At 58.8% G+C, this 13,540-nt stretch carries 15 protein-coding genes and 1 pseudogene; 2 read left to right on the top strand and 14 right to left on the bottom strand.

What is annotated here, in order from left to right; all coding sequences use genetic code 11:
• Positions 1 to 1,144: 1,144 nt before the first annotated feature.
• The 13 genes from ABIE13_RS27090 to ABIE13_RS27030 all read right to left on the bottom strand — a co-directional run bounded on the left by ABIE13_RS27090 (position 1,145) and on the right by ABIE13_RS27030 (position 11,021).
• Positions 1,145 to 1,678: an RBBP9/YdeN family alpha/beta hydrolase gene (locus ABIE13_RS27090; RefSeq protein WP_354449351.1), complete on the bottom strand. Its 534-nt coding sequence runs from the start codon at positions 1,676 to 1,678 to the stop codon at positions 1,145 to 1,147.
• Positions 1,679 to 1,716: 38 nt separating this feature from the next.
• Positions 1,717 to 2,502 (bottom strand): ParA family protein, encoded by a 786-nt coding sequence (locus ABIE13_RS27085; protein ID WP_354449349.1) that lies wholly within the window; start codon positions 2,500 to 2,502, stop codon positions 1,717 to 1,719.
• Between the two features lie 2 nt (positions 2,503 to 2,504).
• Positions 2,505 to 3,119 carry a LysE family transporter gene (locus ABIE13_RS27080; protein WP_354449347.1) on the bottom strand — a complete coding sequence of 205 codons (615 nt, stop codon included), beginning with the start codon at positions 3,117 to 3,119 and terminating at the stop codon, positions 2,505 to 2,507.
• A 149-nt stretch (positions 3,120 to 3,268) separates the two neighbouring features.
• On the bottom strand, positions 3,269 to 3,925 hold the full coding sequence (rsmG, locus tag ABIE13_RS27075; RefSeq protein WP_354449346.1) for a 16S rRNA (guanine(527)-N(7))-methyltransferase RsmG: 657 nt from the start codon (positions 3,923 to 3,925) through the stop codon (positions 3,269 to 3,271).
• A 23-nt stretch (positions 3,926 to 3,948) separates the two neighbouring features.
• A complete protein-coding gene (locus ABIE13_RS27070; RefSeq protein ID WP_354449345.1) occupies positions 3,949 to 4,620 on the bottom strand; it encodes a hypothetical protein in 672 nt (223 codons plus the stop codon).
• The gene (gene mnmG, locus ABIE13_RS27065) at positions 4,613 to 6,550 is read right to left on the bottom strand and encodes a tRNA uridine-5-carboxymethylaminomethyl(34) synthesis enzyme MnmG (protein WP_354449437.1); all 1,938 of its coding nucleotides are present in this window, start codon (positions 6,548 to 6,550) and stop codon (positions 4,613 to 4,615) included. The genes ABIE13_RS27070 and mnmG overlap by 8 nt, the downstream gene beginning before the upstream one ends.
• 2 nt (positions 6,551 to 6,552) lie before the next feature.
• Complete coding sequence (locus tag ABIE13_RS27060; RefSeq protein WP_354449343.1) at positions 6,553 to 6,960, bottom strand: type II toxin-antitoxin system VapC family toxin; 408 nt, start codon at positions 6,958 to 6,960, stop codon at positions 6,553 to 6,555.
• A gap of 379 nt (positions 6,961 to 7,339) precedes the next feature.
• Positions 7,340 to 7,573: a type II toxin-antitoxin system Phd/YefM family antitoxin gene (locus ABIE13_RS27055; protein ID WP_354449341.1), complete on the bottom strand. Its 234-nt coding sequence runs from the start codon at positions 7,571 to 7,573 to the stop codon at positions 7,340 to 7,342.
• Positions 7,574 to 7,684: 111 nt separating this feature from the next.
• A complete protein-coding gene (locus ABIE13_RS27050; RefSeq protein WP_354449339.1) occupies positions 7,685 to 8,791 on the bottom strand; it encodes an IS630 family transposase in 1,107 nt (368 codons plus the stop codon).
• A gap of 36 nt (positions 8,792 to 8,827) precedes the next feature.
• Positions 8,828 to 9,319: a cation diffusion facilitator family transporter gene (locus ABIE13_RS27045; RefSeq protein WP_436278495.1), complete on the bottom strand. Its 492-nt coding sequence runs from the start codon at positions 9,317 to 9,319 to the stop codon at positions 8,828 to 8,830.
• Complete coding sequence (locus tag ABIE13_RS27040; protein WP_354449435.1) at positions 9,264 to 9,623, bottom strand: DUF4148 domain-containing protein; 360 nt, start codon at positions 9,621 to 9,623, stop codon at positions 9,264 to 9,266. The genes ABIE13_RS27045 and ABIE13_RS27040 overlap by 56 nt, the downstream gene beginning before the upstream one ends.
• Before the next feature lie 57 nt (positions 9,624 to 9,680).
• Positions 9,681 to 9,851 carry a hypothetical protein gene (locus ABIE13_RS27035; RefSeq protein ID WP_354449335.1) on the bottom strand — a complete coding sequence of 57 codons (171 nt, stop codon included), beginning with the start codon at positions 9,849 to 9,851 and terminating at the stop codon, positions 9,681 to 9,683.
• A gap of 75 nt (positions 9,852 to 9,926) precedes the next feature.
• On the bottom strand, positions 9,927 to 11,021 hold the full coding sequence (locus ABIE13_RS27030) for a hypothetical protein (protein ID WP_354449333.1): 1,095 nt from the start codon (positions 11,019 to 11,021) through the stop codon (positions 9,927 to 9,929).
• 242 nt (positions 11,022 to 11,263) lie between these two features.
• Between ABIE13_RS27030 and ABIE13_RS27025 the strand changes: the two genes are divergently transcribed.
• Together ABIE13_RS27025 and ABIE13_RS27020 are read left to right on the top strand one after the other, a co-directional pair.
• On the top strand, positions 11,264 to 12,589 hold the full coding sequence (locus tag ABIE13_RS27025) for a hypothetical protein (RefSeq protein ID WP_354449332.1): 1,326 nt from the start codon (positions 11,264 to 11,266) through the stop codon (positions 12,587 to 12,589).
• A 294-nt stretch (positions 12,590 to 12,883) separates the two neighbouring features.
• A complete protein-coding gene (locus ABIE13_RS27020; RefSeq protein ID WP_354449330.1) occupies positions 12,884 to 13,288 on the top strand; it encodes a hypothetical protein in 405 nt (134 codons plus the stop codon).
• Here the strand turns inward: ABIE13_RS27020 and ABIE13_RS27015 are convergent.
• Positions 13,251 to 13,540: pseudogene (locus tag ABIE13_RS27015) on the bottom strand (SDR family oxidoreductase); the annotation flags it as partial. The gene ABIE13_RS27020 and the pseudogene ABIE13_RS27015 sit on opposite strands and share 38 nt — an antisense overlap.

Raw genomic sequence — 13,540 nt, 5'->3', positions numbered from 1 at the left:
TGGGGTATGGGGTTTATTTTGAGGGTATTGGGTTGATTCGGTCTCTTGGTGTTTGGTTTTTTGCTTCTAATGGTGTTTTGCGCTTGATGGGGGTTTCTCTTTCTCCCTCTTCCTCTGGGAGAGGGTGGTGCGGGGCCGGCAACCGGTGAGGGCAGGCGGCGGTTGATTGAGTCGCTGCAGTGGCTAATTACCTTCTGCTCTTCTCTTGAGGTCGGAGGCCGGGGAGTGCGCCCGGCGGCGCAGCCACCTTCTTTTGCTCCGCCAAAAGAACCTGGCGCAAGAAAAGGCGGCCCCAAGTCCGTGTCCCTGCGCTACGCTACGGGCAACCTGCGCTGCTCGTGCGAGGGGCGGTGTCGCAGAAACTCCCTGCGTTCACTTCGCTCACTTCGGTCAAACAACTGCGACAAGCTAGATCACGAAGCAAGGGCATCTTGCAGTGCCCTTGCCCGCCCCTCGCTCTGCGCTGCTCAGCACGTCCAGAGGGGTGGGAGCCTGATTCGGGCCATTGCTTCGCTCGGCCTTGGAACACCGAACAATCAGAGATGTGTTTTAAGTGTCGCCTTTTTCTGAAACTTCCCCAAGAGACGCGCTTGCGATATCGACGACGAGTTGTTTGCATGGCGACGCCGCAGCCCCTCAACGGTTGGCCGGCCCCTAACCCTCCCCCCTACCCGGGCGCCCGCAAGCAGGAGAGGGGGCAGCATCCTCGCGCCAGCGACTGGTTATTCGAGGGCCGAGCGAAGCAATGGCCCGAATCAGGCTCCCACCCCTGTGGCCGTGCCGAGGAGCGCAGTGCCCGAGGCAGGCAAGAGCACTGCAAGATGCTCTTGCTTCGTGAACTAGCTTGCGGCAGCTGTTTGAGCAGAGAGAGCGAAGCGAACGCCGCGAGTTCTGCCGCACCGCCTTGGGCACGAGTACCGCAGGTTGCCCGTAGCGAAGCGCAGGGACACGGACTTGGGGCCGCCTTTTCTTGCGCCAGGTTCTTTTGGCGGAGCAAAAGAAGGTGGCTGCGCTGCCGGGCGCACTCCCCGGCCTCCGACCTCAATACAAGAACAGAAGCTAACTAGAAAGCACAGACAACAATTCAACCGCCTCTTGCCCTCTTCCTAAAGGGAGAGGGAGAAACCCACCAACAAGCCAAAAATCAAATACCTAAAGTCCGAATCAACCCAACCCCCTCTTCCCAATCCCCCACCCCAGACTCCGCATTAATATGCCCCCTGGCCCCCAGGACATGAAGCGCCGAGCCCCAATCCAAAGCCAACCGCTCAGCCTGCCCCAATCCACAATAAGGATCGTCACTACTGGCCACCAGAATGCTTTTGAAAGGCAAGGGTCTGCGCTCCACCGGCGACCAGCCCGGCAGGACCTGCCTGAGGTCTTCGCGCTCGATATCAGGAGGCGCTACCAGCAATGCCCCCGTCACGCGGCTGGCATGACGCGAATGCGCAGCCCACCACGCAGCCAGGATGCACCCCAGGCTGTGAGCGACCAACACGACGGGCTGGTCACAACCCAGAATCACCTCTTCCAACCGTGCAGTCCAGTCACCGCGCAAGGGCCGCATCCAGTCGTGCTGCTCCACGCGCTGGAAGCCGTATAGAGCCTCCCAGCGGCTTTGCCAATGTTCTGCGCCACTGCCCTGCCAGCCGGGGAGGGTCAAGACTTGAGGGTTCATGACGTCAACGTTAACTTGCTACTTATTTAATAGCAAAATCAACCCTGCAAGCCTCGCGCAACCATCTCCTTGGCAAAAGCCAGAAAAGCCTGGCTGCCCTTGGCGGAGGGGTCGAACACCAGGCCAGGCAAACCATAGCTGGGCGCTTCCGCCAAGCGCACGTTGCGAGGGATGACGGTGTCAAACACCTTGGAGCCATAGTGGCTCTTGAGTTGATCACTGACTTGCTGCTGCAGGGTGATTCGGGGGTCAAACATGACGCGCAGCAGGCCAATCAGGCGAAGGTCACGGTTGAGGTTCGCATGGACCTGCTTGATGGTGTTGGTAAGGTCAGCCAAGCCCTCCAAAGCAAAGTATTCGCATTGCATGGGCACCACCACCCCCTGAGCAGCGCAAAGGCCGTTGAGGGTGAGCATGCTGAGAGAGGGCGGGCAGTCAATCAGTACGAAGTCATATTCGGAGCTGACCTGAGCCAAGGCGTCTTTGAGGCGACGCTCGCGGCGCTCCTCTGCCACCAGCTCAACCTCCGCCCCGGCCAGTTCACGGTTGGCACCCAGCACGGCGTAAGGAGCGCCTGCCTCTTTCAGCTTCTCGGGGATGACGGCCGCCTCAGCCACCGTGGCCGACTCCAGAAGGACATCGTAGACAGAAAGCTCCATGGCTCGCTTGTCTACCCCGGAGCCCATGGTGGCGTTGCCCTGAGGATCCAGGTCGACCAGCAGGACGCGTTGACCGATCTTCGCCAAGCCGGCGGCGAGATTGACGGTGGTTGTCGTCTTACCGACGCCGCCCTTTTGGTTTGCGATGCAGAAAATTTGCGCCATGATCACTTGGTTAATGCCAGCCGAACACCGAAACCTATCAGGAATACACCAGCGAGTTTGGTGATAGCGCCCGACAGACGCGGACTTGAGCGCACGCGCTCTGCCATGAAATGAGAGATCAAGGTAGCCGCCAGGCCATACATGAATGTCAATGCGGCAATGGTCAACGCCATGACCGCAAACGTCATCAGACCGGGTTGCCGGGCAGGATCGACAAATAACGGGAAGAAGGCCATGTAGAAGACAATCGCCTTGGGATTGAGCAAAGTAATGAAGAAGGCCTGCCTGGCAAAGTGGTGTGGAGCTATCTTGAGAACAGCCCCCTCCCCTGGCTTGGCCAGCAGCATGCGAATCCCCAACCATGCCAGGTAGGCCGCTCCCAGCCATTGCACGAGCGCGAAGGCTGTCGGATAGGCCTTGAGTAAGGCGGCCACACCGGCTACGGCACACCACATCAAAATCTGGTCACCGGCGATAACCCCCAGCGTCGCGGCCAAACCACCTCTGATACCGCCCTGCGCCGTGCTGGAAATCAACGCCAGATTTCCTGGTCCGGGAATGGCCAGAAAAATCAATATCGCGACAACAAACGCAGGGTAGTCGGTAATGGCAAGCATGGTTCACCTAGTGGGGATCGAACTCGGTCCAAAGAAGTGTAATGGCCTAAACGAGTTCCCACGCACACGGGAACGAAGCTTTCAAGGTTTAAACCCGCAAAGCACAGCTGAGTGTCTTGAAACAGGCAGTCCGACTTGCTTGTAAACGCTCAAGAGGCATCCTCGACATGAGGTTTCATCCAGATAATGCACCTCTCCGCGCCTAGTCCGGGTACCTCCAGTTGTTCCACGTGAAACACTGAGACATCAGATGGTAGTTGCGCCAACTCGTCCACTGGATGCTTGGCTTTCATGGCCATCCAAACCCCACCCTCCCGCAAGGACGCACGGGACCATTGGGTGAAGTCAACCAGGGATGCGAAAGCTCGGGAGGTAATGACATCAAACTCCTGCCCGATGGATTCCACCCGGGAGTGAACACCCCTGAGATTCGGCAGCCCTAGCGTCCCTGCGGCCTGTTGGATAAAGGCTGCTTTCTTTGCAACGGCATCGACACACACCACCTCTATCTCCGGGCAGCACACTGCAATGACCACACCTGGAAGGCCACCACCTGAGCCCACATCCATCAAGCGAACAGGCTTTCCCTGGGTGTGGGTGCGCAAAGGGAAGATGACAGCAAGGCTGTCAAGGAGATGGTGGGTAAGCATCTCTCCGGGGTCACGGACTGCCGTTAAGTTGTAGACCTTGTTCCATTTGGATAGAAGGTCGAGATAGGCCAGAAGCTTCTGCTGCTGCGAGGAAGACAATGACAGGCCTAACTGAGTCAGGCCTTTTACGAGCTGGTCTTGAAACGGATGAGACACGGGTTCTGGCTTTATGGGGACAGTTATGGAGCTATCCACGCGCCGACCCGATCACTGGCGGGTACAGCACTTGTGGAGTGATGAGTGGTGTTCACTATGACAACAGCGCTACCCACCTGGTAGGCAAACCAGTGAATCGTGGGCCCCTCCTTCACCACCATGCCGCGTGGAGAAAGTACAGCATCCACCTCAGAAGGAGTATTGGATGGGCCGCTCAGGATGTGGGATCCCTTGTCATTTACCACCATGGAGATGGCAGATGCGCCTAATGGAGGGGTCAACGGTTCACCGTTTGCGGCGAGGTAATTGCAGTTCTCGGCATAGAAAAATGTCTTGCCCGCGGAAGCAGTCACCAAGGCGTTGAAGTTGCCAATGACAGAGGCCTTCGTTGTCCGCACGCCTGCTGAAACGCTTTGCTGGACAGGGGCTTGAGACCCAACCGTCGAAGCTGCGCTAACACAATGCATCAAGATGTCTGTGGTTTCAGCGCCATCGGGAAGCTTACGGAATATGCCCGAAGAGGGAATTTCGCCCGACACGGCGGATCGGGCCACACTGGCTCCCCGTCCATACAGCGTGTAGTCGGCCAAGCTTGGCGATGAGCTGTCGGATCCCCCTCCCCCGCAGCCGGCGACAACCAGACAGCATGCGAGAGCCATCCTATGGCCCCGCTTGGCGCCCAAAATCTCAAGCATGCGCGGCGTCTGCAATCAAGCCTTTGAACCCACTCTTTTTAAGGTGAATGAGCAGCAATGAAATAGCCGCAGGGGTCACGCCGGAGATTCTTGAGGCCTGCCCGAGGGTCTCTGGGCGATGCTTCTGAAGCTTTTGCCGGACCTCAAATGACAGCGCGGCCACGCCCAGGTAGTCCAGATCTTCCGGCAAGCGAAGTCCTTCGTAGTGGGCAGCACGCTCCACCTCATCTTTCTGCCTATCGATGTAGCCCGAATACTTGGCCGCAATTTCAATCTGCTCGATGACGGAATCTGAAAGCTCCCCCAATGTTTCACGTGAAACATCGGATGAGGCGTGTTTTCCACCATCAAGTGAAAGCAGGTCGGTATAACTGACCGCAGGCCGGCGAAGCAAATCGAACAGGTTATGTTCATGCTCGATGGCTTTGCCCAGTACCCGCTCCGACTCAGAAGCAGGCAGAGTTCTAGGATTGACCCATGTGCCTTTCAAGCGCTCTGTTTCACGTGAAACAGCATCGCGCTTGCGGGAGAATGAATCCCAACGTGCATCGTCTACCAAACCCAGACGCCTGCCGATTTCAGTCAGACGCATGTCCGCGTTGTCTTCGCGCAGTTGCAACCGGTACTCTGCCCGGCTGGTGAACATGCGATAGGGCTCGGTGACCCCTTTGGTGATCAGATCATCCACCAATACACCCAGATAGGCCTCATCCCTGCGAGGCAGCCAAGCTTCTTCCCCCCTGCACTGCAGGGCTGCATTAATGCCGGCGAACAGGCCTTGAGCAGCAGCCTCTTCATAGCCCGTCGTGCCGTTAATCTGTCCGGCAAAAAACAAACCTGAAATCTGCTTCGTTTCGAAACTGCTCTTGAGGGAGCGTGGATCGAAATAATCGTATTCAATGGCGTAGCCCGGACGAAGGATGTGGGCGTTCTCCAGGCCCTTCATGGAGCGCACCAATTCGTACTGAATATCGAACGGCAGGCTGGTAGAAATACCGTTGGGGTAGATCTCGTGCGTGTCCAACCCCTCCGGCTCCAGAAAGATCTGATGGCTTTCCTTGTCCGCGAAGCGATTGATCTTGTCTTCCACACTGGGGCAGTAGCGAGGGCCAATGCCTTCGATCTTGCCTGTGAACATGGGGCTGCGGTCAAACCCGCTACGGATGATGTCGTGGGTGCGTGAGTTCGTGTGGGTGATCCAGCACGGCACCTGCCGAGGATGCATGCTGGCATTACCCATGAAACTGAACACGGGCACGGGGTCAAGATCTCCAGGCTGCTCTTCACACTGACTGAAATCGATCGTGCGGCCATCCAACCTGGGTGGGGTGCCGGTTTTCAAGCGGCCTTGAGGCAGCTTCAGTTCCTTGAGGCGAGCCGAGAGTGACACAGCAGGCGGGTCACCAGCGCGGCCCGCCTGGTAGTTGTCCAGACCCACATGGATGCGGCCATCAAGAAAAGTACCTGCGGTGAGCACGACCGCACGGCTGCGGAACGCAATGCCGACCTGCGTCACCGCGCCCACCACTTTGTCGCCTTCAACGATCAGATCATCTACCGCTTGCTGGAACAACCACAGATTCGGCTGATTCTCCAGGCGATGGCGGATGGCCGCCTTGTAGCGTACGCGGTCCGCCTGTGCGCGAGTAGCCCGTACAGCAGGGCCTTTACTGCTGTTGAGGATTCGGAACTGTATGCCGCCTTCATCCGTGGCAATCGCCATGGCACCGCCCAGTGCATCGACCTCTTTGACCAAATGACCCTTGCCAATGCCCCCAATGCTGGGGTTGCAACTCATCTGACCCAGGGTCTCGATGTTGTGAGTCAACAGCAGTGTCTTGGAGCCCATGCGGGCTGCAGCCAGGGCGGCCTCAGTGCCCGCATGGCCACCACCGACTACGATGACATCAAAGGTTTGGGGATAAATCATGCTCATGCGTTCACCATTTCCACGGCCAGCCCGGCCTGCTCTGCCGCCCGCGCTTGATCGCGATCGGCCGTAACGAATAAATCTACACCGGCTGCCTGGGCCGTGCCAATATGAAGTGCATCCATGGTCTGAAGCCGGCTGCGCTGCATGGTCTCTATAGTGTGGCGCTCAGTTGCAGGGTTCAGAGGTTGCACATCAAACTCACAGAAATCTCCTGTGACCACAGCCAAGGCTTCCCGGAACTGAGCCTGCGTGATAGCACCGTCATGAAGATGGCGAGCGAACACCGAGGCAATTTCGGCCATGCAGTGAGCGGCCAGCACAATGCCATCGGCTTGCTCACAAACCTTCTGCACCTGCAAGCTACCGCCCTCCTGGGCGTAGCGCTTATAGAGTGCGGAGGTGTCCAATAAAATTCTCATAATATAAAAAACCTCTAATGCTGGGAGGGCAGCGCCAGAGCGACCACCAACCGTTTCCTTCACTACACCCCTGCCCTCACCCCTACCCTCTCCCGCCAGCGGGAGAGGGAGCAAACACAGCTGGCTGCGAACCAAGTCTTTCCAGTGCCACCACGGAGCGGGCTTGGCCCGGCCGTTAGTGGCGTCCCCTGGGGGATGGCGCGTCAGCGACTCAGGGGGAACCCTATCTCTGGCTTGGCCCGGCCGTCAGTGGTGTCCCCCGGGGGGATGGCGCGTCGGCGACTCAGGGGGAACCTTATCTCTGGCTTGGCCCGGCCGTTAGTGGCGTCCCCTGGGGGATGGCGCGTCAGCGACTCAGGGGGGTCTATTACCTTCCCTCAATAATGAGCTGGGCGCCAGACTTGCCGTCAGGCCGCTGAATGACGAACGGGCGCTCTATGGGCGTCTTCCAGCGGGGGAGATGCGTCCGTTCAACACTAGGGGCCACCAGCTCGGCCACGGGCTTGCCATGACGCAAGATGCGTACGGTTTCGCCGTTTTGTACGCGTTCCACCATTTCAGCCGCACGGGCGCGGAACTCAGTCACTGAGATTGTTTGCATTGTACAAATTAATATATTTTGTACATTTTATATGGGTAGGCCGCCTCAGGGGCGTCTTCAAGGGTGTTTTGGGTAAAAACGCACGGTTCAACCCCCTCCTAGTGTGATGTCTCACAAATAATTGGAATTAATTGAAAATGCAGCCCGAGCAACCGATGCCAGGATGGTGTCGGCGCTTGTATGCCACACAAAAGGCTTTGGATTCTCGTTGTGACGATCAATGTATTGCCTGATGGATTGCTCCAGCTCATTGACACTGGTGTGGATGTTGCGCTTGATCCACTTTTCGCTCAGTTGGCTAAAGAAGCGCTCGACCAGATTGAGCCACGACGCGGAGGTCGGGGTGAAGTGCACGTGATAGCGAGGATGAGCAGCTAACCACGCACGCACTTTCTCCGTTTTGTGCGTGCCGTAGTTGTCCATGATCAGGTGAATCTCTTGTTGGCCCGGTACTGCCGCATTAATGGCCTTGAGGAACTGTAGAAATTCCGCGCTGCGGTGACGGCGCTTGAGCTGCCCAATGACCTTGCCCGTGGCCACATCGAGCGCTGCGAACAGCGAGGTCGTCCCATGGCTTTTGTATTCGTGCGTACGCGTGGCCGGCTTGCCGAAGGTAAGGGGCAAGCCGGGCTGGGTGCGGTCGAGCGCTTGGATCTGGCTCTTCTCGTCCACGCACAGCACCAGGGCACGATCGGGCGGGGCCAGATACAGCCCGACGACATCGCGCACCTTGTCCACAAAATGCGCATCGGTGGACAACTTGAACGTCTCTTGCAGGTGGGGCTTCAGACCAAACGCATGCCAGATGCGCTGCACCTTCGCTGGCGACACACCTGTCTCGCGGCTCATCTGGCGCACGCTCCAGTGCGTGGCGTTGCCGGGCGTGTTCTGGCGCACCTTGTCCACGATCTGCTGAACCTGCTGGTCACCCACACTGCGCGATCGGCTTGCACGCGGTGCATCGTTCAAACCAGCCAGCCGGTAGGCCTGGTAGCGCCGCCTCCATTTGGAGACAGTCTGAATCGTGGTGTCCAAGCGCCGGGCAATCACTGTACCTGACTGTCCATCTGCGCAGCCCAACACAATGCGCCTTCGCAGCTTCTCGTCTTCTGGCGCCTTGCGCACTTGCAAACGCGCCTTGAGTTTGGCGCGCTCGGCGTCGGTGATTTGCAACTGCGTAGCGGGCGTCCTGTACGGGCCATCAGCGCAGTCTCCCATATGCAAACTCCTTCGATCACCCTATTTCTACTTAATTCAAATTATTTTTGAGACACCGCAACAGGCGCAAGCAGTAGCTTCTATCTGAAGCGTGACCCGCTCGATGTCGAATTTTTCATGCAGTAAGTCAGTAAGCTGGGCGCGCAAGGTGTCGGCCGTAGTGACCGCTTGATCCGCCACCACATGGGCCGTCAGGACCGGTTCCGTGGACGCGAGCGCCCACACATGAAACTCGTGAACGTCTATAGGGCCATTCACCGAATGGATGGCCTGCCGAATGGCCTCTGTATCCACGCCTTCCGGAACTCCTTGCAGCAGCACCCAGGCACGCGATAACACCCAGAGGCCCAGGAGCACGGCGACCACCGGGTCGGCCAGGGTCCATCCTGTCACCTTGATAATCACCGCAGCAGCGATGACGCCCACGGAGCCGAGCATGTCGCCCCAGCCTTCGAGATAGGCGCCCTTGACGTTAAGGGTTTGGCCACTGCCCGCCTTGAGCAACCTCATGGAAATCAGATTGACCATCAGACCCAGCGTGGCGACCGCAAGCATGCCGGTGGAAGCCACCGCAGGCAACCCGCTCAGCGCGCTGTTGCTTGGGAGTTTGATTGAGCATGTCCTCGATCACCTGCTGGCGTGTCACGGACTGAGCAGTGGCCTTGGCCGGCACGGGCACGCTCCACTGGTAATACCGCAGCGTGCCGTTGGCGATGACGGCGTTCAGTTCAGCATTCACCTGTGCGCGTGTCTTGGTGCTGGCCACATGTTCGGGCGTGAAGCGAACGATATCGCCATTGCCCTGGTGCCAGGCGGAACTTGCTTGTGCCAGAGACGGCGCGGCAAGCAGACCGGCGATGATCGCCCATGCCTGCCAGGTCCGTGGCGATCACTTCATATTGATCAGCCAGAAGAGGCGCAATGAAACGCCACCACTCGCGCTTGCCGCATTGCTGTGGATAAGCATCAGCGGCGGCTTGGTGGCGTCGCCCCAGGCGATGTAGTGGATCGCGCAGCCCTCCACGTCGATGAAGCCTTCGAGGCTGGGCGTGCCGAGCACGGTCCGCGCTCAGGCGGGCACGAGAGTGTTGTGTTGGGAGATGCTCAATTTGTTTTCGGTGACCATGCGATACGTTCAGAGCTTACCGCGCAAGCTGCGCCCCAAGTCCTCCCAGTCGCTTGCGTGTACCACATCGAGAATGGTGCCAAGATGCTTCTTGAGTGCCGCATTGCTGACGCCGGTCAGCGCCAGGCTTTCAGCGCGCGCATGCCCGAGGCCCGCGAGCATAGCGATTTCGCGCTGCAACGAAGTCAGTGGCATATTCGCGATACGCCGCACCATATCGATCTGATACGGGCGCTGGAGCTGCAACGTCAGCAGCAAGTGGGTGGCGGTTGGCGCAGGGTTCTGCTGCGCAATGGCGTTCATCGGGCTCGTGCGCATGTCCAGCAGACCCTGAGGCACCGGCAGGATGCGGTTCTCGCCGGGCTGCAGGCCCAGCAAGGCGAGCAAATCTTTCGGTAGCATTGCGGCGCCGGCGCCATACAGGCCTAAGCCGCGCACATGAGCGGACCGCAGCAGTTGTAGCGCCTCGCTATCGGCCGACAGCGGACGAAGGCTTGCGCCATCAAGCAGAACATGGCCACTGGCGCCGTAAGCACCGCCGGGCCAGGAACTGTTCTGCAGCAGGAACGCGCGCTGAAGGCTGCCAGAGGCGCGCTCGAGCGTGCTGGCTTCTGCTGCACTGAATCCACTGACTGGGCTACGCGTGCGAAACAAGGCAGCCACGGCGCGGGTCACGGGCCCCGTTGGGCTCGGCACTTCCACGCGCAGATCCAGCGTGTAGTGATGGCCATTGGGCCGCATCAGAAGGTTGTGGCTGTTCGAGCGGAAATACGATGCGCCGGGCGACAGCAGCCGCCCCACCCGCGGACCCTCGGGCCTAGCCAGGGCGAGGATATTGGTTTCCCCAGGTCCCGTGAACAGATGGAACTCATTCAGGAACAGGTTGCGCACGCTGGCCGGAGAGTCTTCATGGTGAAAGCCTGCCGGAAGGCCCTGCTCATCGAGCCAGAACAAGGCGGCTGCGTCTGCCCCCACCAGCCCACGCAGCACGGCACATACCTCGGCAGCGATTGGCGCAAGACCCAGGCCAAGCCGGCAAAGCAGGTCTAGCTTATGCCAAAGCCGCTGCCGCTCGGCTGCGCTCGTGGATGGTGGTGGTTTCATCTTTGAAGCATGGAGATCCGTATTATCTCCAGCGCACAGATGAAGCACGACCTCTGGTCACGCAAATAGCCGTCAAAGCAATCGGCGGTCGATGACGGTAGCCCTTGGGGGATGGCAGGCACAGACAGGGGAGCTCAATAATCGATCCGCAAGCCCAGCGAAGGCCCTGAATGGGCGCTTGGCTCGGCACGCGATTGGCTACCTGCAGTACAGCTCTCTCAAAATATTTGCTCAACTTCACCATGAAATACTCCCTACTTTCTCGCCTGGCTTGGGCGGTCTCTGTTGCATTTGCACTGACGGCCTGCGGTGGCGGGGACTCTGATTCGCAGCCCCAACCCAACCCCAACGGCCCCAAGCCAGTCATAACGCCTGTTGGTGCGGCTCAAGGAACTCCCACAAGCGCCGCTTTGACCTCAGCTGGCGGAAGCGTGAGCAGTTCGGACGGCAAGTTGACCGTCACCGTGCCTGAGGGCGCCTTGAAGGCGGCCACAACCCTCACCATTCAACCCGTTGCCAACAACGCACCCGGGCGTATCGGTGCGGGGTATCGCCTGCTGCCTGAAGGCGTCACCTTTGCCAAGCCAGTGCAACTCAGTTTTGCCTATGACAATGCCGACTTATCTGGCAGCCATGCCCAGGCACTGGGCATCGCGTTCCAGCAATCCGATGGCACCTGGAAATGGCAAGCGGGCGCCCTGAATGAGGCGGCCCGGACCGTGACGGCCGCTACCACGCATTTCAGTGATTGGTCACTGGTCAAGGGGCTCCAGCTGCGCCCCCCAAGCGCCACCGCCAAGGTGAGCAGCGGTGTAGCTCTTCGGATCGCTTATTGCTATGCGCCTTCATACAGTAATGACGATCTGCTCGCGCCTCTGGCGTTTGACTGCGAGAGCGAAAATGCTCCGGCACCTCTGAATACACCGGTTACCTGGTCTGTCAATGGAGCGCGTGGCGGCAATGACACGGTGGGTACGGTAACCGGCAACGAGGTGACCGCCCAATACACGGCGCCGAAGCAAAAGCCCGAAGCCAATCCTGTGGCAGTGGCGGCAGAAGTGCAAGGCGCCAAAGGAAAGCTGCTGTTGGTCTCGAACATCACCATCACGGATGATTTCATGGGCTATCAAGGGGGTATTTCCGGCACTGCCACGACGGAAGACACGGAAATCACCTATCAGGCGGGCTCTCTGGAATTCATTCCGTTCGAGGACCTGCCAGGTGATCTGAGGAAATATGTCGCGCGCGGAAGTCTGACCATCAAGACCCGCTACGGGTCGGGCCGTATTGAAACGGAAACCCTGGGCCTGAGCGGAGAACAGGGTGTCCTGATCGTCTACGACCCAGTGCGCAGCGGCACGCCATTGGCTGGACGATACTGGTTCAGTCTCTACGGGCTTCTCAACTCCTGCCCTGAAGAGGTGATCGCTGGAGGCGGAACACTTCCTTCATATGGAGCCGATTCCGCCAAGCTAGAAGGGGCACGAGGAATCACCTGCACCGCAGGTGGCGATAGCGTCAGTTTCAACACCCAATGGTCATTGAAGACGAGCGAGCCAGCCCTATAACGCTCGAATCCGCAAAAACACCAGGCTGGCCGGTCCGTCGGGCACCATGGCCGCCAGCGACTCTGGAATAGCAGTCGGGGGAAGGGCTCCATTACCGCTCCTGCGCACACCCTATCGAGGGATGCTGCGAGTATTCAATGGCCGACGCTGCGCACATGGCCACGATATCCTCCGGCCGGAGCCCTCGCGCGGCAGTGCCAAGGCGATGCGTCTGGACAATCAGTACGGGTGAACAAGCTGGGGTGCCCTCACATTCCCACCCGCCACTGCACCTGAAACAACCGTTAGTCATTGGTGAGCTGGGCAAAACGCATAGGGGTCAGCATCTCCACATTGCTGCACCTGGAGTCCGGTGACCTGACCATCAGCATAGGAATCGTAGCCAGTGCTCTGTGGCTCATGAGTCGTGACAGTGCCATTGCAGAGCTTGCGGCGCCAGCAAATTCAGGGCAAGGCTTTCAGGACTTCATTTGTGGGGACAACCTCAACGAGTCCTCTCTTGCCAACGCCATGACGCAAACGGAAGCTTTCGGCTTTACGCAGACAGAAGCAGCTGAATTGGTTGCCGAAGTCATTGGCGTCGTGAACTCCTGGCGAGAGCATTTCGCATCAATCCGGAAGTCGGGGGCACAACATCAGCGCAGCCGGTTGCACATGGAGGTCAGCGGGCCCTGCCGTTGGCTATGCAATATGAGTTGACGAAGGTTGCAGTGTGCTGCAAAGACTGACGTATGTCCGGTTTGGCTATTCCATGCCTGTTGGCAAATTGCTCAAGCGCCGCTGTATTAAAACGAGTGGTCTGGATAAAGTCCAAGGCTTCGGCGTTTGTATTCAAAACCCGCGCGACGAAAGGAACCCTCAGTAGCAACTTCAGCAATCGGAGCGAAATGTGATGCCTGGGAGGCTTCAAGCCAATGGGTTGTGCCACCTGTACCAGGAGCTCTCGCAAGT

The sequence above is a fragment of the Ottowia thiooxydans genome (assembly GCF_040548795.1).
Taxonomy (GTDB): Bacteria; Pseudomonadota; Gammaproteobacteria; order Burkholderiales; family Burkholderiaceae_C; genus Ottowia; species Ottowia thiooxydans_A.
The sequence above is the reverse complement of the archived record's forward strand: the minus strand, read 5'-3'. Positions and strand labels throughout refer to the sequence as shown.

Excerpts from the sequence above, each read along its gene's own strand:
- mnmG (WP_354449437.1), bottom strand. The coding sequence starts at position 6,550 with ATGATTTATCCCCAAACCTTTGATGTCATCGTAGTCGGTGGTGGCCAT.
- ABIE13_RS27050 (WP_354449339.1), bottom strand. The coding sequence starts at position 8,791 with ATGGGAGACTGCGCTGATGGCCCGTACAGGACGCCCGCTACGCAGTTG.
- ABIE13_RS27080 (WP_354449347.1), bottom strand. The coding sequence starts at position 3,119 with ATGCTTGCCATTACCGACTACCCTGCGTTTGTTGTCGCGATATTGATT.
- ABIE13_RS27085 (WP_354449349.1), bottom strand. The coding sequence starts at position 2,502 with ATGGCGCAAATTTTCTGCATCGCAAACCAAAAGGGCGGCGTCGGTAAG.
- ABIE13_RS27030 (WP_354449333.1), bottom strand. The coding sequence starts at position 11,021 with ATGAAACCACCACCATCCACGAGCGCAGCCGAGCGGCAGCGGCTTTGG.
- ABIE13_RS27070 (WP_354449345.1), bottom strand. The coding sequence starts at position 4,620 with ATGCTTGAGATTTTGGGCGCCAAGCGGGGCCATAGGATGGCTCTCGCA.
- ABIE13_RS27090 (WP_354449351.1), bottom strand. The coding sequence starts at position 1,678 with ATGAACCCTCAAGTCTTGACCCTCCCCGGCTGGCAGGGCAGTGGCGCA.
- ABIE13_RS27045 (WP_436278495.1), bottom strand. The coding sequence starts at position 9,319 with ATGGTCAATCTGATTTCCATGAGGTTGCTCAAGGCGGGCAGTGGCCAA.
- ABIE13_RS27055 (WP_354449341.1), bottom strand. The coding sequence starts at position 7,573 with ATGCAAACAATCTCAGTGACTGAGTTCCGCGCCCGTGCGGCTGAAATG.
- ABIE13_RS27025 (WP_354449332.1), top strand. The coding sequence starts at position 11,264 with ATGAAATACTCCCTACTTTCTCGCCTGGCTTGGGCGGTCTCTGTTGCA.